Genomic DNA, 18,403 nt, shown 5'->3' on the forward strand with positions numbered 1-18,403 from the left:
GCTCAGCGCCGGCGCAGTTTGCGTTTTTTCCACTGGTGCGCCACCCACCAGCGCCAGTACGCCATGGTAAGGCAATAAGCCAAGGCGCCCAATACCACCCCCAATACCACCGAACCCAGCAGGAATGGCTGCCAAAGAGTGCTCAACTGGCCGCTGATCCATTCCCACGTAAGGTTATCGGGCAAGCTGCGTGGCGGCACATTCATCAGCCAGGCGCCGGTCATATAGGTACAGATGAACACCACCGGCATGGTGATGGGGTTGGTCAACCACACCAGGCTGATGGCGATAGGCATATTGCCGCGCACCGAAATCGCCAGGACCGCGGCAAGCAACATCTGCAATGGAATCGGGATAAACGCCGCAAATAAACCCACCGCCATGGCGCGAGCCACTGAGTGCCGGTTCAGGTGCCAGAGGTTGGGGTCATGCAGCAGCGTGCCAAGAAACTGTAATGACTTGTGTTCCCTGATACTGCTGGGATCGGGCATGTACCGTTTGAATAAGCGCCGGGGCATAAGGGGTCCAGGTCAATTCGAGGGGCAAGTATGCCCGGATTCTATAAACAGAAAATTCAGACTTTGTGACAAAACATCATAGGCGCTGTCGTTCAGCCGGCTAAGACTGAGTGGATCACTGGAAAAGGATGATCCATGAAGACAGGGATGTTGGCGTTGGCGCTGGGGTTGCTGGCGTTGCGGTGGTTACCGGTGTTGCCGCCTGGCGCCGGGTTGTTGGCAATGCTCGTGCTGGCCTTGATGCTGTTGCCTTTTCGGTCCTATCCCGTGGCGTTCTTTCTGGTGGGCTTGAGTTGGGCCTGTCTCAGCGCGCAGCGGGCGCTGGATGATCGGCTGCAGCCGGCCCTGGACGGGCAGACTCGCTGGGTGGAGGGGCGTGTGGTGGGCTTGCCTCAGCAGACGGGTACGGGCGTGCGCTTTGAAATGGCCGACGGCCGGTCGCGCAAGGTTCGGCTGCCCAAACGTATCCGCGTGTCCTGGCACGGCGGGCCAGTGGTGAACAGCGGTGAACGCTGGCGTCTGGCGTTGACACTCAAGCGGCCTGCGGGCCTGCTCAATTTCCATGGGGTCGACCATGAAGCCTGGCTGCTGGCCCAGCGTATCGGTGCTACTGCAACGGTAAAAGACGGTGAGCGTCTCGCACCGGCCCGCAATGCCTGGCGCGATGCTGTGCGCCAGCGCCTGATGGCGGTGGATGCCCAAGGCCGCGAGGCGGGCTTGGCGGCGCTGGTATTGGGCGACGGTTCCGGCCTGGCGCCTGAGGATTGGCAGGTGTTGCAGGACACGGGCACGGTGCATCTGCTGGTGATTTCCGGGCAGCACATCGGCTTGCTGGCGGGGTTGATCTACGGCTTGGTCGCGATGCTGGCGCGTTATGGTTGCTGGCCCCGAACCTGGCCGTGGCTGCCGTGGGCGTGCGGTCTGGCATTTGGCGCGGCGTTGGGTTATGGGCTGCTGGCCGGGTTCGGCGTGCCGGTGCAACGGGCCTGCATGATGGTTGGCCTGGTGCTGCTGTGGCGTCTGCGTTTCCGCCATTTGGGAGTATGGTGGCCGTTGCTGCTGGCACTGAACGGCGTGCTGGTACTGGAGCCCTTGGCCAGCCTGCAGGTAGGGTTCTGGTTGTCGTTTGCGGCGGTCGCGGTGTTGCTGTTGGCGTTCGGCGGGCGCCTGGGGCCCTGGAGCGCCTGGCAGGTGTGGACCCGACCCCAGTGGCTGATTGCCATTGGTTTGTTTCCAGTGTTGTTGGTGCTGGGTTTGCCCATCAGCCTCAGCGCACCTGTGGCCAATCTCCTTGCCGTGCCTTGGATCAGCCTGGTAGTGCTGCCTTTGGCGCTGCTGGGCACGGCGTTGCTGTGGGTGCCGCTGGCTGGGGAGGGGTTGCTGTGGCTGGCCGGTGGTGCGCTGGACGGATTGTTTAAAAGCCTGGGGCTGCTGGCTGCGCAATTACCGGCCTGGGTACCCGCCGAGGTACCCTTGGGGTATTGGTTGGTTAGCCTGGCTGGCGCGGTGATTTTGTTGCTGCCCAAGGGGTTGCCGTTCCGGGTGCTGGGCTGGCCCATGCTGTTGATGGCTGTATTTGCGCCCAGGGAGTGGGTGCCCCACGGGCAGGTAGATGTGGTGCAACTGGACGTCGGCCAGGGGCAGGCACTGATCCTGCGCACCCGTCATCATACGTTGCTCTACGATGCCGGGCCGCGCTCGGGGCCTGTCGACCTGGGCGCGCGCGTCGTGTTGCCGTCGTTGAAAAAACTCGGGGTAGCCCAGTTGGACATGATGCTGCTCAGCCATGCCGATGCCGATCACGCGGGGGGTGCGGCGGCGGTGGCTCGGGGGGTGCCCGTCAAGCGTGTAGTGGGCGGTGAAACCGAAGGTTTGCCAGACTTTCTTGCCACCCAACCCTGTACCAGCGGCGAACGATGGGAATGGGAGGGTGTGTCATTTCAATTGTGGCAGTGGGCTGATGGGCTTGATGGCAATCCGAGGTCTTGTGTGTTGCAGGTTGAGGCCAGTGGGGAGCGCCTGCTGCTCACCGGTGACATTGATCGCGCCGCCGAACAGGCTTTTCTGGCCTCTTCGTTGGCGGTTCAGACCGACTGGCTGCAAGCCCCGCACCATGGCAGCCGCAGTTCGTCATCCTGGCCGTTCCTGCAACGGTTGGCGCCCACATCGGTGTTGATTTCCCGCGGGCGCAGCAATACGTTCGGTCATCCCCATCCGCAGGTCCTGGAGCGCTACCACGTGCTGGGCAGCCGGGTTTACGACAGCGCCGAGCAGGGTGCCGTACGCTTGCGCCTGGGGGCGTTTCTGCCACCGATGGTTGCGCGCAGTCAACGCCGTTTTTGGCGCGATCCGTTACCGTAATCGCGTGTTACCAAAGACCCGAGCCGCAACAGGCGGGTGTGTAGCCGACGAACCCCGCTGTCGAACCTATATGATAAAGTGGCGCACTTTTTCGAGGGGGCATTCACTGTGTGGGAATTGGTCAAATCCGGCGGCTGGATGATGTTGCCGATCATTCTGAGTTCCATCGCTGCGCTCGGCATCGTTGCCGAACGCCTGTGGACCCTGCGCGCCAGTCGCGTCACCCCTGAGCATCTGCTGGGGCAGGTCTGGGGCTGGATCAAGAACAAGCAGCTCGACAAGCAGAAACTCAAGGAGCTGCGCGCCAATTCGCCGCTGGGTGAAATCCTCGCCGCCGGTCTGGCCAATTCCAAGCATGGTCGCGAGATCATGAAGGAATGCATCGAAGAGGCGGCCGCCCGGGTCATCCATGAACTGGAACGCTACATCAACGCCCTTGGCACCATCGCCGCCATGGCGCCGTTACTCGGTTTGCTCGGCACAGTACTCGGCATGATCGATATCTTCAGCTCGTTCACAGGCTCGGGCATGACCACCAACGCAGCGGTCCTGGCCGGGGGGATCTCCAAGGCGTTGATCACCACCGCAGCCGGCCTGATGGTAGGTATCCCTTCGGTGTTCTTCCACCGTTTCCTGCTGCGTCGCATTGATGAGCTGGTGGTCGGTATGGAGCAGGAAGCCATCAAGCTGGTGGAGGTGGTGCAGGGCGACCGTGATGTAGACCTGGTCGAGGGCAAAGCGTGAAATTTCGCCGCAAGCAACGGGAAAATGTTGATATCAACCTCGCGTCGTTGATCGATGTGGTGTTCATCCTGCTGCTGTTTTTTGTCGTGACCACTACCTTCACCCGCGAAACCCAGTTGCGTGTCGACCTGCCTGAAGCGGTGAGTGGCTCGCCTGCCGAAGACCAGCAAGTCAAGCAACTGGACATCGCCATCAGCGCCGAAGGGGTGTTTTCGGTGAATAACCAGTTGCTGGAGAAAAACGACCTTGCCAGCTTGATGGAGGCGTTGCAGAAGGAATCTGGCGGCGACACCCAGTTGCCGCTGTCCATCAGCGCTGATGGCAAAACCCCGCACCAGGCCGTGATCACCGCCATGGACGCTGCCGGCAAGCTCGGTTTCAGCCATTTGCGCATGACCACCGTCGAGGCGGCGAGCCCGCCCTGATGGCCATCTCCGACCGTTTACTCAAGGCATGGTACGAAGGTCATCCAGCACTAATGTTGCTGCGACCGCTGGAATCGCTGTATCGCTGCGTGGTTCAACGTAAGCGTGCGCGCTTCGTGGCGGGCGAGGGCGAGATTTATCAGTCGTCTGTGCCAGTGATCGTGGTGGGCAATATTACAGTGGGAGGCACCGGCAAGACGCCTTTGATCCTGTGGTTGATCGAGCACTGCCGACGCAGCGGCTTGCGCGTAGGAGTGGTCAGTCGAGGCTACGGTGCCAAGCCGCCGCAGTTGCCGTGGCGGGTCGAGGCCGGCCACAGTGCCGAGGTGGCCGGTGATGAACCCTTGCTGATCGTGCAGCGCAGCGGTGTACCGCTGATGATCGATCCTGATCGCAGTCGTGCGGTAAAGGCCCTGCTGGCCTGCGAGCCCCTGGACCTGATCCTCTCCGATGACGGCCTGCAGCACTACCGCCTGGCCCGCGATCTTGAACTGGTGCTGATCGATGCCGCCCGTGGCCTCGGTAACCGCCGGTGCCTGCCTGCCGGGCCGTTGCGCGAACCGGTGGAGCGCCTGCAGAGTGTGGACGGGGTGCTTTATAACGGTGCCGTTACAGACCGTGAAAATGGCTTTGCCTTCCGCCTGCAGCCCACAGCGCTGGTCAACCTGCACAGCGGCGAGCGCCAGCCGGTCACCTATTTTCCGCAGGGCCAGCAGGTGCATGCGGTGGCCGGAATAGGCAATCCGCAACGTTTCTTCAATACCCTTGAAACGCTACACTGGCAGGCGTTACCCCATGCTTTTGCCGATCACGCGCCCTACAGCGCCGAGGTCTTGAATTTTACCCCGTCATTGCCGCTGGTCATGACCGAAAAGGACGCGGTGAAGTGCCGCGCCTTTGCCCAGCCCGACTGGTGGTACCTTGCGGTGGATGCGGTACCGTCGCCGGCGTTCGTCGCCTGGTTCGACACGCAGTTGATGCGTCTGTTGCCCAACCGTCTTTTGCCTTAAAACGCTTTTTTCCAGGAAACACTCATGGACACCAAACTGCTCGATATCCTCGCTTGCCCGATCTGCAAAGGCCCGCTCAAGCTCAGCGCCGACAAAACCGAGCTGATCAGCAAAGGTGCCGGCCTGGCTTACCCTATCCGCGATGGCATCCCGGTCATGCTCGAAAGCGAAGCCCGCACCCTGACCACCGATGAGCGCCTGGATAAATGACCACCGCCTTTACCGTTGTCATTCCCTCGCGCTATGCCTCGACCCGTCTGCCGGGCAAACCGTTGCAAATGATCGGCACCAAGCCGATGATCCAACTGGTGTGGGAGCAAGCGTGCAAGAGCAGCGCCGAACGGGTGGTGGTGGCCACCGATGACCCGCGTATTATCGAGGCGTGCAAACGCTTTGGTGCCGAAGCGGTCCTGACCCGCGAAGACCATAACTCCGGCACTGATCGCCTGGCCGAAGTCGCCACTCAGCTGGGTCTGGCACCCGACGCGATCGTAGTGAACGTGCAGGGTGACGAGCCATTGATACCGCCGGGTGTCATCGATCAGGTCGCTGCCAACCTCGCGGCCCATGGCGAGGCGCGTATGGCGACCCTGGCCGAACCGATCGAAGACATCGAGACGCTGTTCAACCCGAACGTGGTGAAAGTGGTCAGCGACATCAACGGCCTGGCACTGACGTTCAGTCGCTCCACCTTGCCGTGGGCGCGGGATGCCTTTGCCAAGAATCGCGACGTATTGCCGGAGGGCGTGCCATATCGCCGCCATATCGGCATCTATGCCTACCGCGCCGGTTTCCTGCACGACTTCGTCAGTTGGGGCCCGTGCTGGCTCGAGAATACCGAGTCCCTGGAACAACTGCGCGCCCTCTGGCACGGCGTGCGTATCCACGTGGGCGATGCGTTGGAAGCACCGCCAGCCGGTGTCGACACCCAGGAAGACCTCGAACGCGTCCGTCGCCTGCTGGGCGCCTGATGGAAGTTCTGTTTGTATGCCTGGGCAATATCTGCCGCTCGCCAACCGCTGAAGGTATCTTGCGCCATAAGTTGCGTGAAGCAGGCTTGGCGGGCCAGGTTGAGGTGGCGTCTGCCGGTACCGGCGAATGGCATGTCGGCAACCCACCGGACCAGCGCAGCCAGCGTGCGGCGCTGGCGCGCGGCTATGACTTGTCGGGCCAGCGTGCCCAGCAGGTTTCCCGTGCTGATTTTGCCCGCTATGACCTGATCCTGGCCATGGACAACAGTAACCTGCGCAACCTCAAAGCCATGCAGCCAGGGCAGGGCAAGGCGGAGCTGGATTTGTTCCTGCGTCGCTTTGATGGCGAAGTGGACGAGGTGCCAGACCCTTACTATGAAGGTGAGCAAGGTTTCGAACGGGTCCTTGACCTGATCGAACGCGCCTGTGACTTATTGGTGATCGAATTGAAGGGGCGGTTATGACCTTGCAAGTGCGTGCGCAGGTATCGCTCAAGCCATGCAACAGCTTTGGCATTGATGTGAGCGCGCAATTATTTGCCGAGGCCCACAGTGATGCTGACGTGCGCGACGCCATCGCCTATGCCGCCGCACATGCGGTGCCGTTGCTGGTGATCGGTGGCGGCAGCAATTTGCTGCTGACCCAAGACGTTCCGGCGCTGGTGTTGCGTATGGCGACCCAAGGCATTCGTGTGCTGAGCGATGATGGCACGCACGTGGTGGTCGAAGCCGAAGCGGGCGAAGCCTGGCATCCGTTTGTGCTGTGGACCCTTGAACACGGCTTCTGCGGCTTGGAAAACCTCAGCCTCATCCCCGGCACTGTCGGTGCCGCGCCGATGCAGAACATCGGCGCCTATGGTGTAGAGATCAAGGATGTCTTCGCCGGCCTCACCGCCCTGGATCGCCAGACGGGCGAACTGCGGGACTTCAGCCTCGACGAATGCAAGTTCGCCTACCGTGACAGCCTGTTCAAGCACGAAGTCGGGCGTTGGCTGATCCTGCGGGTACGCTTTTCCCTCAGCCGTGCCACTCACCTGAAACTCGACTACGGCCCGGTGCAACAGCGTCTGGTTGCGCAGGGCATCACCCACGCCACGCCAAGCGATGTGAGTCGTGCGATCTGCAGCATTCGCCGCGAGAAACTGCCAGACCCGGCAGAGCTGGGCAATGCGGGCAGCTTCTTCAAGAACCCACTGGTGTCCCAGGCCCTGGCGGTTGAACTGCAAAGCCAGTATCCGGACCTGGTGGCCTACCCTCAGGCAGACGGCCAAATGAAACTCGCCGCCGGCTGGCTGATCGACAAGGCCGGTTGGAAGGGGTTCCGGGAGGGCGATGCGGGCGTGCACAAGATGCAAGCGCTGGTACTGGTCAACTACGGCACCGCCACCGGGCAAGAGATTGCCCAGCTTGCGCTACGCATCCAGCAAGATATCTTCAAGCGCTTCAAGGTCGAGCTGGAAATGGAACCCAATCAGTACTGAGCTTTATCTGCTCTGAAAATGAAAATGCCCCGTATCTCGCGATACGGGGCATTTTTATTGCTGCGATTGATCAGTCATCGCGGCTCATGATGCCGAAGATCTGCAACAGGCTGATGAACAGGTTGTAGATCGATACATAAAGGCTGATGGTCGCCATGATGTAGTTACGCTCACCGCCGTGGATGATGGCGCTGGTCTGGAACAGGATGCACACCGAGGAAAACAGCACAAAACCCGCGCTGATCGCCAGTTGCAGGCCGCTGATCTGGAAGAACATGCTGGCCACCACCGCCGCCAGCAACACGAAGAAGCCTGCGGTGATGAAGCCACCCAGGAAGCTCATGTCCTTACGGCTGATCAGCACGTAGGCCGACAGACCACCAAACACCAGGGCCGTCATGGCAAATGCCGAACTGACCACTTCCGCACCGCCGGCCATGCCCAGGTAACGGTTGAGGATCGGGCCGAGGATAAAGCCCATGAAACCGGTCAAGGCAAACGCCGACACCAGGCCCCAGGCCGAGTCACGCAGCTTGTTGGTCAGGAAGAACAGGCCATAGAAGCCGATCAACACGACAAATATATTCGGGTAACCGACGCGCATCTGCTGGGCCACGTAAGCCATCACGCCGCTGAATGCGAGGGTAAGGGCGAGCAAGCCGTAGGTGTTGCGCAACACGCGGCTGACTTCAAGCTGCTCAGCCTGCGCGTTGCCATTCACTGCGTAATTCTGTTCGCGCATGGCGACACTCCTTCAGTTTTGAAACGTTCAGTCGCAAAGATCATAACAGACGTCTTGTAACAAGCGATGCAGAGAGTTTGACAGTGTGTTTCATTCGGGTATTATGGCGCCCGCTGACACGGGATGGGCTACTATAATCCCGTGATGCACAAGGGAAATTGGCAGAGTGGTTGAATGCACCGGTCTTGAAAACCGGCGGACGTTAATAGCGTCTCCAGGGTTCGAATCCCTGGTTTCCCGCCAAGATTTACACGAAAGCCTCGCGAAAGCGGGGCTTTTGCGTTTCTGGGGTTTGTCTTAGAAAAATCTCTACAGACTGATCGTTTCCGCATCATTTCCGGCAGTTTCCGCAACCTAGCGCTGATCGCGGTCAGCGTGTCGGCTTCACAATCTCCCCAACACGACGGTAAACCGTCTCGGTTATCCGCTTGTCCGTATGCCCCAGCAGGCGGCTGGCATCGCCTAGGTCCAGAATCTCACTGGCAGCTTTCGGGCGGATGTCACGGAACTGAAACTGTCGAATACTGGATGCAAGAACACCGTCGCCTGCCTCTCTGGCGATGGCAATTGCTTTGTCGCGAGCATCGTCGAAGCGTAGGCGGAGCATGTGCTTAGTCACCTGCCTGCCGTCTTCGGTGACTATCAGGTAAGGGTTTCGCACGCCGCGGGAGCGCCTTTGCTCTATCAGCCTTGCAACCAAGGCGCCTAGGTCATTTAGTGCGCCGGCAGCGGTCAGGCGAATGCGTAGCTTCTTCGATGTCTTGCCCTGGGATACCTGCAGGAATTCGTTCACGGCGTCCGCCTCACGCATCGACAGCGTATCCGCCGGGCGCTGGGCAGTCAGGTAGGCCAGGTCCATCGCGTCACGCAGTTCCGAGGCTGCTACCGCATACACTGCGCCCCAAATTTCCTCGGTGGCGTAGAAGTCACGCGGCACCTCTTTGTTCTTGCGCACGCCGGCGGCGGGGTTGTTTTCGGTCAGTCCCCACTCCCGCGCAATGTTGTAGATGTGGGATAGCAGGGATATCTCCCTATTGGCTCGAACCTTGGCAGTCCGGCTGTCTCGGTACTGCGCGATGATCTGTGGCGAAACTGCGTCAATGGGGGCGTCATTGAAAGCCTTGCGCAGCTGTTTAAGGCTCAGCAGATTGTCGCTCTGCGTCTTTGGTTTCTTGCCAGGGATTATTTCCCGCTCATACCGGTCAAACACCTGGGCCAGCAGGGCGTTCTTCTTCGGCACGGGCTTGCAATCAAGCTTTGCCCATTCAGCCTTGGCGATATCCAAATCACCCCCGAGCGGGATTTCCACCCGCTTCCCGTCTTCATTCCTCCCGTCGTAGTAATAGCCAACCCACTCTTTGCCACCCTTCAGCGTGCGTACGCGCCGAATCATTCGCGGCGGCAGGTCCCTGTTTGCCGCCTTTTTCGCTCGCATCTTTTTATCCTACTCGTGACAAGTCCAACGACCAGGCTTCGGCCGCAACGTTTTCTGCTGAGGGTTTTACGCCTGCTAGCTTCATCCGGGCGTACACCCGGCCAACAACCGGCCGGCGCGCCCGCGTCAGCACGTACTTCCATCCATTCAGGTTGAGCCACGCGATCTGGCGCGACGGGATCATATAGCCAGTGATTGCAGCGATTTCTTCTTCGGCAAGGGTTTCGTTTTGCATTTCCATGGTGTGCACCTCTACGCCTGTGGTTTGTCGAGTGAGCCCGCGGGCCTCGCTGTCTTGATGATTTGGATTGCCAGGCCGAAGGAGGTCAGCAGCCAGGCGCATGTGCCGGCGAAGGCGTAGAGCAGTGCCTCGTTGGTGCCTGTGCCAACAAGGTCAGGCCCAGCCCAGAAGAACCAGCCGAGGGTTCCTACCAGGTACAACAGGGCGCCCAGTACAGTCAGGGTGAGTTTCATAGCGAACATGGGGTGTGTCCTAGCCGCGCGGGGCGGCGTATAGGGGATTGGAGTGATAGCTTTCTGCCTATCTTTCAAACAGGACCGAAGCGGTGTACAAAAGGGTTCAACTTAGTTCGTGATGAGGCATGGACGTGTCACACAACTTCGATGCTCCGATAGCGCACGCTTACCGGGGCCACGTGATGTTTCTCAAGTTCGACTGGCGTCGCCCGAACGACCAGAGCCCTGTTGCCGCAAAGATCATTGAGCCAGCACCCATCAATGGCTTGGGTGAGGTTGCAGCAAAGTTGGAAGGCCCTTGGCCTGACTACCCGGCAGCGCTTGATGACGCGATGGCGGCAGCTGAACGATGGATCGACAGCCAGTTGCCCTGACGACGCTCACCGGCAGGCATGTAGGGGGATTTGGGTTAGGGCAGGGGTTTGTGAGAAAGCGCATGCGCTAGGTGGCGCGCGTAGGTAGAGACGGCTCGCCAGTAGGCGGCCATGGGGCCTTTGCGGCGCTTCCAGGAGTTCTCCGCCTCGGTGTTGGCCTGGTCGCGCAGGTCGCGCATTACGGCTTCAATCCGCGCCCTATCTTCTGCTGGTAGATCCAAAAGGGCGCGGCCAGATGGCAACTTTAACAGTGGGTTGATGTAGCCCATAGGGTCTCCTTTTCGAAGTAGAACACCACCGGGGCTCCGGTCTCGGCGACCAGGCCATATGCCTTAGCCAGGCGGTAGATGGGGTGGTAACTGTTGAGGGAGTTGAGGTGCCCGGCGATGCGTTCACGCCATACTTCCAAGGGCATCGCCGCCTTGCTTAAATTGCACGGGACGCAAGCGGGCATCATGTTTTCGATGGCATGGTTCGCTGAGCGGCTCATAACGATGGCGCCGGTGTACAGACCGTTCACCCGTTCGGGCTCGCGCCATACCGCTTCCATATGGTCAGCGTGCCACCGGTCACCCAGCAGTACACCGCAGTAGGCGCAGTGCCCGCCGTACTTCAAACGAACTTGCTCGCGCTCAGCTTTCTTCAAGCGCATGGCCGGCCCTCGCGGCAGTGATCTCGTCGATGAGCGGCTGAGGGAGTTGAGCGGCGTACCCGCCTTCTGACCACGAAAGTGGCTCGGACTGGCGAATCATTTCGTTCAGTAGGTCGAATGCTGCGACAAGCTGCTGATCACGGATCTCACCGTCGTCAGATAGATCATCACTGAAGACGTCCGAAGGATCGATCTCGCGAGGCATGTTCGGCTCACAGATGCAAAGCTGCAGGTCTGCCAGGTCGATATCGCTGTCGATGAGGAAGTCACGTAGGCTGTCTTCGTCAAAGAAGTACTGGTCGCTATCGAATATTACCAACGGTTCGCCAGACCATTCCTTGACGGGCATCGCTGCAAACTTCGCTTGTCGGCTTTCCTGGTGACAAGGCTGGCAGTAGCTACGAATCTCGTGGATCGGATGATCTGGATTCTTCTCGCAGTGGCGATGGGTGGCGCCACACCAGCGCGCCATATGCTCATCTTTGCCCCAGAAGCGGCCATCAGCGCCTACCCAGCCGGTGACGGTTTGGATGCTGGCAGCTTGTGGGGATTCGTACATCACGACTTTTTCTTCAGGCATGACTTCGTCCTTGCCGCTATAGCGGCTGACTTTGAAGGGGGAGGGGTTACAGGTTTTTCGCAGGAGTACGGATGTACTCCTATCGGGATTTGGCGGCACGCTTGCGGAACTCGTAAACCATGCTGCGCAGATCTACCAGTGACTCCTGCAGGTTGCCACGGGCGGAGTCGATATTCTCGAACAGCTCACCTTCACCGTCGTCGCCGCCTTCATCGACGGCCAGAAGAGCTAGGCCGTATACCTGAAACTTCGCCAGCACGTCATCGGCTGACTTGGCCATGTATTCGGCGTGCTCGATGGCGTAGTCCTTGTGGGATCGCTCACTGGAGGTAGGCGCTGCGTCACAAAGCCCAAGCACCCAATCAATCCCTTCCTTGCGCTGCCTGTACTGCGGTTGGTCGTCGTCAATCGCTTTGACCATGTAGTGCGGACTGCGGTTGATTGACCGTACCGCACTGACCAACTCGTCCCAGCGCTCATCCGCTGCGTTCAGGCGCTGTTGCAGTTCCTTCTCGCGGCGCTCCGAAGCAACGGCGCGCTCGGCGGCGTCCAGAAACAGGCGGGTCAAGTTGTCGAAGTCTGAGGCCCGCACGCACAAGACGTTGGATGCCTCGTGGCACCAGAAGCTTTTTACCTCGCTCATACAGCCTCCCTCGTTACCAGATCATGGGCATCCACAACGGTCATGCCGAGCTTCTCGGCGATCAGCACTTCCAGCTTTGCGCCCTTTGAATGCTCCCAGCCGGGCAGTAGGGCGATCATTCCGCACAGGCCCAGGCGGGTCAGGTCGTAGGCCATGTAGTCGGCCCACTGGGCACCCTCAACGATGCCGTGGTCTGCTGGGTTCTCGACTTCGTAGCCCTGGGCGCGCAGCTGATCGGCCACGGCGTTGAAGGCCGGGTAGTTGAATTCGGCGATCCCAGTCATGGGGCCGGCCACGTAGACGCGGTTGGCGCGTGCGACCTGGAGGGTTACGCCGGGCTTGATGGCGAGCTTCTTACCACGATCCAAGCCCATGGCGTAGGCCGCGTCCTGAAACGTCATCAGCTCATCGGAGAAGCGCTCGATCTTGCCCACATAGTTCTGGTGCAGGCGCTCGATAGCGGCGTGATCTTCCGGGTGGTTTCGGTTTTCTGTAGGCATAGGAGGCACTCAAAGTTATGATCTGCGATTGACTGAAGGGAGGGGGCAGTGATGATGAATAAAGGAGTATTGAAGGGTGGCTTCACTAAGAGTTCTATATTTGAATATAAATGCCCTAGTTGTCATGGCGGTGTGCTGCGCCTATCCGGGGAGTTCGACTCCCAAGAAACTGAGGCTTCAAAAATTCAGCATGGAGAGGAATGGTGGGACCCGGATCATATAGTGCTTGTTTTTAGTTGTGCGTTGAAGTGTGTGACATGTAAAGAATTAGTGTTTATGGTTGGGAATGGTGTTGTTAATATTGATCATGATATAGATGAGCATGGTAATTGGGTCAGCGACTGGACTTCATACTACAGTCCGAGTTTTTTTCATCCTCCACTTCAACTGATTGATTATGCGGCGAGCACTCCTTCCGAGGTTATCTCCCCTTTGTCTGTTGCTTCGTCCCTATATTTCACCAGTCCAGCCTCCTGTTGTAATAGTGTTAGAGTTGCTGCTGAGTTAGTTTTGAATAAGTTGGAGATTCCAGCGAAGGAGGGTGAAAAAACGCTTTCTTTTGGCCATCGAATTAATCTACTTGCCGAAGAGCAACAAACTATCAAGGAGCTGTTTAACGCGATTCGGTGGCTAGGGAACCATGGGAGCCATCCCGGAAACGAAATAGAGTTCGATGACGCTTTACACGCCCTAGAGATAATGGAGTTTCTACTCGAAGAGGTTTACGGTGATCGGAGAAAAGAGTTGAAAGAATTGGCAGCGGCAATCAATAATCGTAAAGGGCCTGTTGGGCGTTTACATAAGTTGGGGTTGTGAACAAAGTAGCTTTATCCGGCTGGCGCTGTTCAGTGATATGGGGTATTACGGGTGACCGGCATGGAGCCGGATCAAGGAGAAAAGCTATGAAGCGTTTCACTGAGAGCTTGAGATCGGCTGTCGCGAATGGTGATTGGTATGTAGCGCTGTCAGCTGCCTTAACAATGCCTGATGTTTGTGGGCGGCTTGTTGATCCAGCCGTGCCGAGCGGAAAGCGCTATCCAGCTTGGTTCAAAATCTGGATGGAGCCAGGCTACACAAGCAACATGCCACGCACAGGGCTTCATATATTTCTAACTGGTGAAGATTGCTACGCCCTTAGGTGCAGCTATTTGCACGAAGGCGGAGCTGACATTACACAGCAGCGGGCAAGGAAAGCCTTGGATGATTTTCATTTCATCTTTCCACCTGGTAACGGGAATTCAATCCACCGGAACAAGATCAACAATACTCTCCAACTTCAGGTAGATGAGTTTTGCATTGAAATGGCTGACGCAGTCGATAAGTGGGCTGATTCGGTGTCGACCGATCAAGCCGTTCAGGGAAGGATGAACTCGCTACTTAAGATTCATGGGCACGTACCCGGGATCATCTATTCCTGATAATGCATCAAGACCGGTCTCTGCAAATTTTTGCAGCTGTCGCGACTGCTTTTCAGATACCACTATTTCAGGTCGCGACATGTTTGCGAATCGTGCCGTTTCCTCGGAGGGAGCCGCTGCCAAGTTGATCAGGAAGGTCGATACTGTTTCTTGCCATTCCTCGAAATCGTGGCGCTCGCCCAGTATCTGAAGTGCATCATCGAGCGCTTTCGAGACAATCAACGACCGCTTCTCGGCGCCGATCTTGTCGAGCAGCGCCTTCTCTTTCGCACGTTTGTCCCGCTGGATCTGGGCGTTGTCCTTGGCCATGGCCTACCTCTTCGATTTCATATGCTGGCAAATCAAGCCATGCCTGGCGCCGGCGCTGTCGCACCTGGTTGCTGATCCGCCTCATGGATTGCTGGGCAGCTTGAAGTTGTTTTCGCTGGCGATCAGCCTGGCGCGCTTGTAGTCAACGCCGGCTTCCAGGCAAGCCTCGTGCAGCGAATACCCCTCATCGACAAGGCGCTTTAACTGCGGCGCTATCTTGTCCCGAGCTGCGCGCAGCTTCTCGCTACGAGTGCTTTTGATTGGTCCGCCTTTCTCGCCTGATACGCCGCTGGCGATCTCTTCAACTGAATTGCCCGCGCCGAAAAATGCATCCATCTGGCGGTTAAGGTCAGCAATCACAGCGTCTTTCGGGTTTGGCATCGGTACGCCGATCATTTCGCACCACCTGACAGCGTCACCTTCACGCCGTCTGCACGAGATTCCAGGGCCTGGGCGAAGTTGCTGGCCTCTTTCCATGTCCAGCGGAAGCCCTTCACCTTGTCGGTGGCGAGCTCCACGATGTGGTAAGCGTTGCCGACATTGCGGATTTGGAATCGAATTTTCTGGGCCGGCGGCTCTTTGCCGATGATGGCGTAGAGCTCGGCGGTGGCCAGGCGAGAGCGCATATGCAGGGCCGCAACCCCGTCTACGCGCTGTTGAATTGATGCGTGCATGGTGGATACCTCAGTGGGTTGCGTTTATTCGTCAGCACCCTGACCGCCTGGTATGTGCCGGTGGGCCCAGGGGAGGGTGCTGACGGGTAAAGGCGAGCCATAAAAAAGCCCAGTCGAAACCGGGCTTTCAGTGCGCTTCGTAGACCTCCCTACGTCACGCGGTAGACGCTGTGGCGTCTAGGGTTCGTTGTGATTCACATGGCTGCCAATCCTCCCTCTGTTCGCTCACTGGTTTGGCAGTGGCTACCGTTCTCTAGGCCTGTTGAATGCAGGTGGCCGGCGCGCGCCGGGTTTTCGTCCGCATCCCAAAGCCCACTCATCGAATGGGCAGAGGTGATGCTTATTCGGCCTGTAGCGCTTCGATTGCCTGGCGGTAGTCGGCAGCGTTAGAGCGGTTGGTGGCGGCACTTTCGTGTTCGCCTTCGCGCTCCTGGATGGCTGCGTTGTTTTCGCAGTTGGATGCGTGGGTTTCGAGCTGGGATATTGCTGTAGCGTGCTTCATGGTGGGTGCCTCTGGTGGATGAATTAGGCGAGCAACACGGGTTGTTCGGCCCGGCGCACCATCCGCACCTGGGCGGTACGGCGTTCCGGTACTCGGCGGTCACGACGCATTGAGTCGTCACCGATCATTGCGTGCATGGCGATCAGGCTCGCCAGGACGAAGCACATCGGCGAAATGATCTGCCGGCGCATGGCTTCGGCTACTGCCGCTGTCTGGCGGGTCACGCCAAGCTTGAACATGGCGCAGGAAAGACGTTTGGCCACGGTGCAGGCCGCCACGTCGAACTGGCGGGCAATCTCTTTCGCTGTCTTGCCCTGGGCGCTGCCCAGCAGGTACTGAACTTCCTTTGGCGCAAGGCCGCGTCCGAGATGACCCTTCCATGCGCCGCTGACGATTGTTGCTTCCATCAATGTGACTCCCGGTTGTTTTCCCGTCTGGCCCTGTTGCCAAGGCCAGCCAGTGAAATCTTCCTTTCTGTTTAAAGAGCTTGATCCAGTCGGTCCCGCTTTCCGGGGCTGGGAGATCACTTCGCTGATCCCGTGCTATCTGGCGGCTTCACCAGTCGTTTGATAACCTAAGTTATGGATCGAATGATAACTCAGGTTGGTCGCGTGTCAATAACCTAAGTTATTAAATTTTCGACAGGCGAAAAAAAACCTGCTCAGCGGCAGGCTTCTTTTGCTTCGGAGAGCTATCGGAACACTGACTTCGCCAGCTTCCCATCGATCACGGTGCCCACGACTTCCCAGGTGTCGTCCATTGGAGTCGTCGGAAATGAAGGGTTAAGCGGTTTCAGGTAATAGCGGCCGGAGTCGCGAATGAATTGCTTAAAGGTCGCCTCATCTGTATCAACCATTCGAGCCACAACGTATTGCCCATTTTCAGGCTCTACGTCCGGCGCCACTAAAATGACCATGCCTTCTTGAAAGACCGGCGTCATGGACGGCCCGACTACCCTCAGCCAAAACCCATTTTCGCCCGCCCACGCCTCAGAAGCGTGTCTCTCACAATCCGCCAGATTTAGTTCCTGCACAGACTCCTTAGCAGCTCCCGCTTGCACCCAGCTAATTTCTGGGTATTCGAATGATCGGCGCGGTTGGGGCGCGAGGCTGACGTTGGATTCATAACGGTCAGTCGCTGCTTTTGAGGGAGAAACACCACTCATCAGCCATTCAGCAGATACCCCAAGCGCCCTGGCGATGTCGACAAGTTTCTTGGATGTCCGATTTCTGCCGCTCTCCAGATGCTGAATCGTCACCTGGCTTACGCCCGATCTTTCGGCCAGTTGCTGCTGGCTAAGGTCCAGCTTCAAGCGCCGGGTGAGGATGCGGTCTTTGAGATTTTCTGTTCTGTTTTCCATGCCAAGCAGATTAAAACATGTGTTATTGCTCATCAAATAACATGTGTTGGTCTTGTTCATAACTTAGGTTATCATTCCTTCCACGACCCATTGAGGCAGCTGACATGCCAAACAAAGAAAGACCTATCGACGAAGTGGTGAAGCTGGCTGGTGGGCAGGCAGAGCTTGCACGTCGATGCAGCACCAGCCAGCCGCGTATTTGGCAATGCGTTCACCGCAACAAACGCATCCCTGCAGATCTCGTCATTCCGTTCGAGAGGGCCGTTGGCGGAAAGGTAACGCGTCACGATATGAGGCCTGACCTTTATCCAAACGAAGAGCTTGCTGGGTGAGCGGATTCTCCATTAGCAGCGCGCGTGACGGTAGAGATTCTGGATCAGCTGTTAATTCATCCAGTATCTAAATCGCAGACATAAAAAAACCGCCTGGCAGGGCGGTCCTTTCAACAACTTGTAAAACACAGTGGGGCCATTATGAACACCAATACCGCTCCAGGCAATACCCCCCATGTCGCGACACTTTTTCGTCAGGAACAAAACGTGTCGCGACACACTATGTCTTCACGCGAAATCGCCGAGCTGACCGGCAGCACGCACGACAACGTGCTGAAAACCGTCCGGGCCTTGGTTGCAAAGGGTGTCGTTTCTTCAAACGACACCCCCTATATCCACCCGCAGAACGGTCAGGTCTATCGGGAGTTCCTGCTTTCCCAGCGCGACACTCTAGTGGTGGTCTCCGGCTACAACGTCGAACTGCGCGCGCGGATCATTGATCGCTGGCAGGAGCTGGAGGCGAGGGCGGATCAGTTCCAAATTCCGGCGACCTACGCAGAGGCACTTCAGGCGGCCGCCGACCAAGCCAAGGAAAACCAATCTCTTCGACTGGTTATTCTGGATCAGGCACCGAAGGTCGCTGCCATCAAGCGCCTGGCATCGGCCTTCGGCGCGATCTGCATTAGCGATGCCGCCAAACAACTTCAGGTTCCGCCGTCCCGGCTGTTCCTGTGGCTGGAGAAGAACCGGTGGATCTTCCACCGTGGTGGTTCCAAACGTTGGACCGCCTACCAGCCGCGTATCACCTCCGGCTATCTGGTCCACAAGGTCACGGCGCTGAAGAGCGACCCCGAGACCGGCGAGGATCGTGCAGCCTTCCAACCCCTCGTGACACCCAAAGGCTTGGCCTATTTGGCTGAAAAGAATATCGGAGCTTCGCTGTGAGCGTTCAAGCA

29 protein-coding genes and 1 tRNA gene are annotated in these 18,403 nt (G+C 58.3%); 14 read left to right on the top strand and 16 right to left on the bottom strand.

Annotation, left to right across the window (positions count from 1 at the left end):
* Positions 1-2: 2 nt before the first annotated feature.
* On the bottom strand, positions 3-518 hold the full coding sequence (locus tag HBO10_RS19585) for a DUF2062 domain-containing protein (protein WP_003192045.1): 516 nt from the start codon (positions 516-518) through the stop codon (positions 3-5).
* A gap of 135 nt (positions 519-653) precedes the next feature.
* Here HBO10_RS19585 and HBO10_RS19590 point away from each other — a divergent pair, with 135 nt between their 5' ends.
* From HBO10_RS19590 to murB, 8 genes are all read left to right on the top strand, one after another.
* Positions 654-2,879, top strand: a complete 2,226-nt coding sequence (locus HBO10_RS19590) for a DNA internalization-related competence protein ComEC/Rec2 (protein ID WP_230633859.1) — start codon at positions 654-656, stop codon at positions 2,877-2,879.
* Between the two features lie 108 nt (positions 2,880-2,987).
* Complete coding sequence (locus tag HBO10_RS19595) at positions 2,988-3,623, top strand: MotA/TolQ/ExbB proton channel family protein (protein WP_034128146.1); 636 nt, start codon at positions 2,988-2,990, stop codon at positions 3,621-3,623.
* Entirely contained in the window at positions 3,620-4,048 is a 429-nt protein-coding gene (locus HBO10_RS19600; RefSeq protein WP_014718877.1) for a biopolymer transporter ExbD, read from the top strand. The genes HBO10_RS19595 and HBO10_RS19600 overlap by 4 nt, the downstream gene beginning before the upstream one ends.
* Complete coding sequence (gene lpxK, locus HBO10_RS19605; RefSeq protein WP_034127857.1) at positions 4,048-5,058, top strand: tetraacyldisaccharide 4'-kinase; 1,011 nt, start codon at positions 4,048-4,050, stop codon at positions 5,056-5,058. Before HBO10_RS19600 ends, lpxK begins: the two co-directional genes overlap by 1 nt.
* Before the next feature lie 24 nt (positions 5,059-5,082).
* Positions 5,083-5,268, top strand: a complete 186-nt coding sequence (locus tag HBO10_RS19610; protein WP_003174668.1) for a Trm112 family protein — start codon at positions 5,083-5,085, stop codon at positions 5,266-5,268.
* A complete protein-coding gene (gene kdsB, locus HBO10_RS19615; protein WP_034127856.1) occupies positions 5,265-6,029 on the top strand; it encodes a 3-deoxy-manno-octulosonate cytidylyltransferase in 765 nt (254 codons plus the stop codon). The genes HBO10_RS19610 and kdsB overlap by 4 nt, the downstream gene beginning before the upstream one ends.
* On the top strand, positions 6,029-6,493 hold the full coding sequence (locus tag HBO10_RS19620; RefSeq protein WP_034127855.1) for a low molecular weight protein-tyrosine-phosphatase: 465 nt from the start codon (positions 6,029-6,031) through the stop codon (positions 6,491-6,493). The genes kdsB and HBO10_RS19620 overlap by 1 nt, the downstream gene beginning before the upstream one ends.
* Entirely contained in the window at positions 6,490-7,509 is a 1,020-nt protein-coding gene (murB, locus tag HBO10_RS19625; protein WP_034127854.1) for a UDP-N-acetylmuramate dehydrogenase, read from the top strand. The genes HBO10_RS19620 and murB overlap by 4 nt, the downstream gene beginning before the upstream one ends.
* Before the next feature lie 70 nt (positions 7,510-7,579).
* Here the strand turns inward: murB and HBO10_RS19630 are convergent, their stop codons facing one another.
* Positions 7,580-8,251 (bottom strand): Bax inhibitor-1/YccA family protein, encoded by a 672-nt coding sequence (locus HBO10_RS19630; protein WP_003192030.1) that lies wholly within the window; start codon positions 8,249-8,251, stop codon positions 7,580-7,582.
* 152 nt (positions 8,252-8,403) lie between these two features.
* On the opposite strand from HBO10_RS19630, the gene HBO10_RS19635 reads away from it, so the two are divergent.
* A tRNA-Ser gene (locus HBO10_RS19635) sits at positions 8,404-8,494 on the top strand.
* A 127-nt stretch (positions 8,495-8,621) separates the two neighbouring features.
* Here the strand turns inward: HBO10_RS19635 and HBO10_RS19640 are convergent.
* From HBO10_RS19640 to HBO10_RS19650, 3 genes are read right to left on the bottom strand one after another with little or no spacing between them, the layout of a single operon-like run.
* Positions 8,622-9,686: a tyrosine-type recombinase/integrase gene (locus tag HBO10_RS19640; RefSeq protein ID WP_169922056.1), complete on the bottom strand. Its 1,065-nt coding sequence runs from the start codon at positions 9,684-9,686 to the stop codon at positions 8,622-8,624.
* 4 nt (positions 9,687-9,690) lie between these two features.
* Positions 9,691-9,927 carry a DUF4224 domain-containing protein gene (locus HBO10_RS19645; protein WP_169922057.1) on the bottom strand — a complete coding sequence of 79 codons (237 nt, stop codon included), beginning with the start codon at positions 9,925-9,927 and terminating at the stop codon, positions 9,691-9,693.
* Between the two features lie 11 nt (positions 9,928-9,938).
* Positions 9,939-10,169 (bottom strand): hypothetical protein, encoded by a 231-nt coding sequence (locus HBO10_RS19650; RefSeq protein WP_169922058.1) that lies wholly within the window; start codon positions 10,167-10,169, stop codon positions 9,939-9,941.
* A 176-nt stretch (positions 10,170-10,345) separates the two neighbouring features.
* On the opposite strand from HBO10_RS19650, the gene HBO10_RS19655 reads away from it, so the two are divergent.
* Complete coding sequence (locus HBO10_RS19655) at positions 10,346-10,537, top strand: hypothetical protein (protein WP_238346546.1); 192 nt, start codon at positions 10,346-10,348, stop codon at positions 10,535-10,537.
* Positions 10,538-10,572: 35 nt separating this feature from the next.
* Here HBO10_RS19655 and HBO10_RS19660 read toward each other — a convergent pair whose 3' ends face one another.
* From HBO10_RS19660 to HBO10_RS19680, 5 genes are all read right to left on the bottom strand, one after another.
* The gene (locus tag HBO10_RS19660; protein ID WP_169922059.1) at positions 10,573-10,806 is read right to left on the bottom strand and encodes a hypothetical protein; all 234 of its coding nucleotides are present in this window, start codon (positions 10,804-10,806) and stop codon (positions 10,573-10,575) included.
* On the bottom strand, positions 10,782-11,189 hold the full coding sequence (locus HBO10_RS19665) for an HNH endonuclease (RefSeq protein ID WP_169922060.1): 408 nt from the start codon (positions 11,187-11,189) through the stop codon (positions 10,782-10,784). Before HBO10_RS19665 ends, HBO10_RS19660 begins: the two co-directional genes overlap by 25 nt.
* Positions 11,170-11,769 carry a hypothetical protein gene (locus HBO10_RS19670; protein WP_169922061.1) on the bottom strand — a complete coding sequence of 200 codons (600 nt, stop codon included), beginning with the start codon at positions 11,767-11,769 and terminating at the stop codon, positions 11,170-11,172. The genes HBO10_RS19665 and HBO10_RS19670 overlap by 20 nt, the downstream gene beginning before the upstream one ends.
* A 79-nt stretch (positions 11,770-11,848) precedes the next feature.
* Positions 11,849-12,412, bottom strand: coding sequence for a hypothetical protein (locus tag HBO10_RS19675; RefSeq protein WP_169922062.1), 564 nt, complete (start codon positions 12,410-12,412; stop codon positions 11,849-11,851).
* Positions 12,409-12,912, bottom strand: coding sequence for a DUF4406 domain-containing protein (locus tag HBO10_RS19680; RefSeq protein WP_169922063.1), 504 nt, complete (start codon positions 12,910-12,912; stop codon positions 12,409-12,411). The genes HBO10_RS19675 and HBO10_RS19680 overlap by 4 nt, the downstream gene beginning before the upstream one ends.
* A gap of 51 nt (positions 12,913-12,963) precedes the next feature.
* On the opposite strand from HBO10_RS19680, the gene HBO10_RS19685 reads away from it, so the two are divergent.
* A complete protein-coding gene (locus tag HBO10_RS19685) occupies positions 12,964-13,728 on the top strand; it encodes a DUF4145 domain-containing protein (protein WP_262378116.1) in 765 nt (254 codons plus the stop codon).
* Positions 13,729-13,814: 86 nt separating this feature from the next.
* Positions 13,815-14,330, top strand: a complete 516-nt coding sequence (locus tag HBO10_RS19690; protein ID WP_169922065.1) for a hypothetical protein — start codon at positions 13,815-13,817, stop codon at positions 14,328-14,330.
* Here HBO10_RS19690 and HBO10_RS19695 read toward each other — a convergent pair.
* The 6 genes from HBO10_RS19695 to HBO10_RS19720 all read right to left on the bottom strand — a co-directional run bounded on the left by HBO10_RS19695 (position 14,286) and on the right by HBO10_RS19720 (position 17,235).
* A complete protein-coding gene (locus tag HBO10_RS19695; protein ID WP_169922066.1) occupies positions 14,286-14,639 on the bottom strand; it encodes a hypothetical protein in 354 nt (117 codons plus the stop codon). The two genes, HBO10_RS19690 and HBO10_RS19695, sit on opposite strands and share 45 nt — an antisense overlap.
* A gap of 81 nt (positions 14,640-14,720) precedes the next feature.
* Complete coding sequence (locus HBO10_RS19700; RefSeq protein WP_169922067.1) at positions 14,721-15,035, bottom strand: hypothetical protein; 315 nt, start codon at positions 15,033-15,035, stop codon at positions 14,721-14,723.
* Positions 15,032-15,313, bottom strand: a complete 282-nt coding sequence (locus HBO10_RS19705; protein WP_169922068.1) for a hypothetical protein — start codon at positions 15,311-15,313, stop codon at positions 15,032-15,034. The genes HBO10_RS19700 and HBO10_RS19705 overlap by 4 nt, the downstream gene beginning before the upstream one ends.
* Before the next feature lie 340 nt (positions 15,314-15,653).
* Positions 15,654-15,815: a hypothetical protein gene (locus HBO10_RS19710; RefSeq protein WP_155290851.1), complete on the bottom strand. Its 162-nt coding sequence runs from the start codon at positions 15,813-15,815 to the stop codon at positions 15,654-15,656.
* 23 nt (positions 15,816-15,838) lie between these two features.
* Positions 15,839-16,222: a LuxR C-terminal-related transcriptional regulator gene (locus tag HBO10_RS19715; RefSeq protein WP_169922069.1), complete on the bottom strand. Its 384-nt coding sequence runs from the start codon at positions 16,220-16,222 to the stop codon at positions 15,839-15,841.
* A 284-nt stretch (positions 16,223-16,506) separates the two neighbouring features.
* On the bottom strand, positions 16,507-17,235 hold the full coding sequence (locus tag HBO10_RS19720) for a LexA family transcriptional regulator (protein ID WP_262378115.1): 729 nt from the start codon (positions 17,233-17,235) through the stop codon (positions 16,507-16,509).
* 44 nt (positions 17,236-17,279) lie between these two features.
* Here HBO10_RS19720 and HBO10_RS19725 point away from each other — a divergent pair, with 44 nt between their 5' ends.
* Positions 17,280-17,507: a helix-turn-helix domain-containing protein gene (locus tag HBO10_RS19725; RefSeq protein WP_138726142.1), complete on the top strand. Its 228-nt coding sequence runs from the start codon at positions 17,280-17,282 to the stop codon at positions 17,505-17,507.
* Positions 17,508-17,648: 141 nt separating this feature from the next.
* Positions 17,649-18,392 (top strand): phage regulatory protein/antirepressor Ant, encoded by a 744-nt coding sequence (locus HBO10_RS19730; RefSeq protein ID WP_346343136.1) that lies wholly within the window; start codon positions 17,649-17,651, stop codon positions 18,390-18,392.
* The last annotated feature ends 11 nt before the right edge of the window (positions 18,393-18,403 follow it).

Source organism: Pseudomonas sp. WS 5503 (assembly GCF_012985385.1).
In the GTDB taxonomy this organism is placed as follows: Bacteria; Pseudomonadota; Gammaproteobacteria; order Pseudomonadales; family Pseudomonadaceae; genus Aquipseudomonas; species Aquipseudomonas paracarnis.

Excerpts from the sequence above, each read along its gene's own strand:
- HBO10_RS19585 (WP_003192045.1), bottom strand. The coding sequence starts at position 518 with ATGCCCCGGCGCTTATTCAAACGGTACATGCCCGATCCCAGCAGTATC.
- HBO10_RS19590 (WP_230633859.1), top strand. The coding sequence starts at position 654 with ATGAAGACAGGGATGTTGGCGTTGGCGCTGGGGTTGCTGGCGTTGCGG.
- lpxK (WP_034127857.1), top strand. The coding sequence starts at position 4,048 with ATGGCCATCTCCGACCGTTTACTCAAGGCATGGTACGAAGGTCATCCA.
- HBO10_RS19610 (WP_003174668.1), top strand. The coding sequence starts at position 5,083 with ATGGACACCAAACTGCTCGATATCCTCGCTTGCCCGATCTGCAAAGGC.
- kdsB (WP_034127856.1), top strand. The coding sequence starts at position 5,265 with ATGACCACCGCCTTTACCGTTGTCATTCCCTCGCGCTATGCCTCGACC.
- HBO10_RS19620 (WP_034127855.1), top strand. The coding sequence starts at position 6,029 with ATGGAAGTTCTGTTTGTATGCCTGGGCAATATCTGCCGCTCGCCAACC.
- murB (WP_034127854.1), top strand. The coding sequence starts at position 6,490 with ATGACCTTGCAAGTGCGTGCGCAGGTATCGCTCAAGCCATGCAACAGC.
- HBO10_RS19630 (WP_003192030.1), bottom strand. The coding sequence starts at position 8,251 with ATGCGCGAACAGAATTACGCAGTGAATGGCAACGCGCAGGCTGAGCAG.
- HBO10_RS19640 (WP_169922056.1), bottom strand. The coding sequence starts at position 9,686 with ATGCGAGCGAAAAAGGCGGCAAACAGGGACCTGCCGCCGCGAATGATT.
- HBO10_RS19645 (WP_169922057.1), bottom strand. The coding sequence starts at position 9,927 with ATGGAAATGCAAAACGAAACCCTTGCCGAAGAAGAAATCGCTGCAATC.
- HBO10_RS19650 (WP_169922058.1), bottom strand. The coding sequence starts at position 10,169 with ATGTTCGCTATGAAACTCACCCTGACTGTACTGGGCGCCCTGTTGTAC.
- HBO10_RS19655 (WP_238346546.1), top strand. The coding sequence starts at position 10,346 with ATGTTTCTCAAGTTCGACTGGCGTCGCCCGAACGACCAGAGCCCTGTT.
- HBO10_RS19660 (WP_169922059.1), bottom strand. The coding sequence starts at position 10,806 with ATGGGCTACATCAACCCACTGTTAAAGTTGCCATCTGGCCGCGCCCTT.
- HBO10_RS19665 (WP_169922060.1), bottom strand. The coding sequence starts at position 11,189 with ATGCGCTTGAAGAAAGCTGAGCGCGAGCAAGTTCGTTTGAAGTACGGC.
- HBO10_RS19670 (WP_169922061.1), bottom strand. The coding sequence starts at position 11,769 with ATGCCTGAAGAAAAAGTCGTGATGTACGAATCCCCACAAGCTGCCAGC.
- HBO10_RS19675 (WP_169922062.1), bottom strand. The coding sequence starts at position 12,412 with ATGAGCGAGGTAAAAAGCTTCTGGTGCCACGAGGCATCCAACGTCTTG.
- HBO10_RS19680 (WP_169922063.1), bottom strand. The coding sequence starts at position 12,912 with ATGCCTACAGAAAACCGAAACCACCCGGAAGATCACGCCGCTATCGAG.
- HBO10_RS19685 (WP_262378116.1), top strand. The coding sequence starts at position 12,964 with ATGATGAATAAAGGAGTATTGAAGGGTGGCTTCACTAAGAGTTCTATA.
- HBO10_RS19690 (WP_169922065.1), top strand. The coding sequence starts at position 13,815 with ATGAAGCGTTTCACTGAGAGCTTGAGATCGGCTGTCGCGAATGGTGAT.
- HBO10_RS19695 (WP_169922066.1), bottom strand. The coding sequence starts at position 14,639 with ATGGCCAAGGACAACGCCCAGATCCAGCGGGACAAACGTGCGAAAGAG.
- HBO10_RS19700 (WP_169922067.1), bottom strand. The coding sequence starts at position 15,035 with ATGATCGGCGTACCGATGCCAAACCCGAAAGACGCTGTGATTGCTGAC.
- HBO10_RS19705 (WP_169922068.1), bottom strand. The coding sequence starts at position 15,313 with ATGCACGCATCAATTCAACAGCGCGTAGACGGGGTTGCGGCCCTGCAT.
- HBO10_RS19710 (WP_155290851.1), bottom strand. The coding sequence starts at position 15,815 with ATGAAGCACGCTACAGCAATATCCCAGCTCGAAACCCACGCATCCAAC.
- HBO10_RS19715 (WP_169922069.1), bottom strand. The coding sequence starts at position 16,222 with ATGGAAGCAACAATCGTCAGCGGCGCATGGAAGGGTCATCTCGGACGC.
- HBO10_RS19720 (WP_262378115.1), bottom strand. The coding sequence starts at position 17,235 with ATGAACAAGACCAACACATGTTATTTGATGAGCAATAACACATGTTTT.
- HBO10_RS19725 (WP_138726142.1), top strand. The coding sequence starts at position 17,280 with ATGCCAAACAAAGAAAGACCTATCGACGAAGTGGTGAAGCTGGCTGGT.
- HBO10_RS19730 (WP_346343136.1), top strand. The coding sequence starts at position 17,649 with ATGAACACCAATACCGCTCCAGGCAATACCCCCCATGTCGCGACACTT.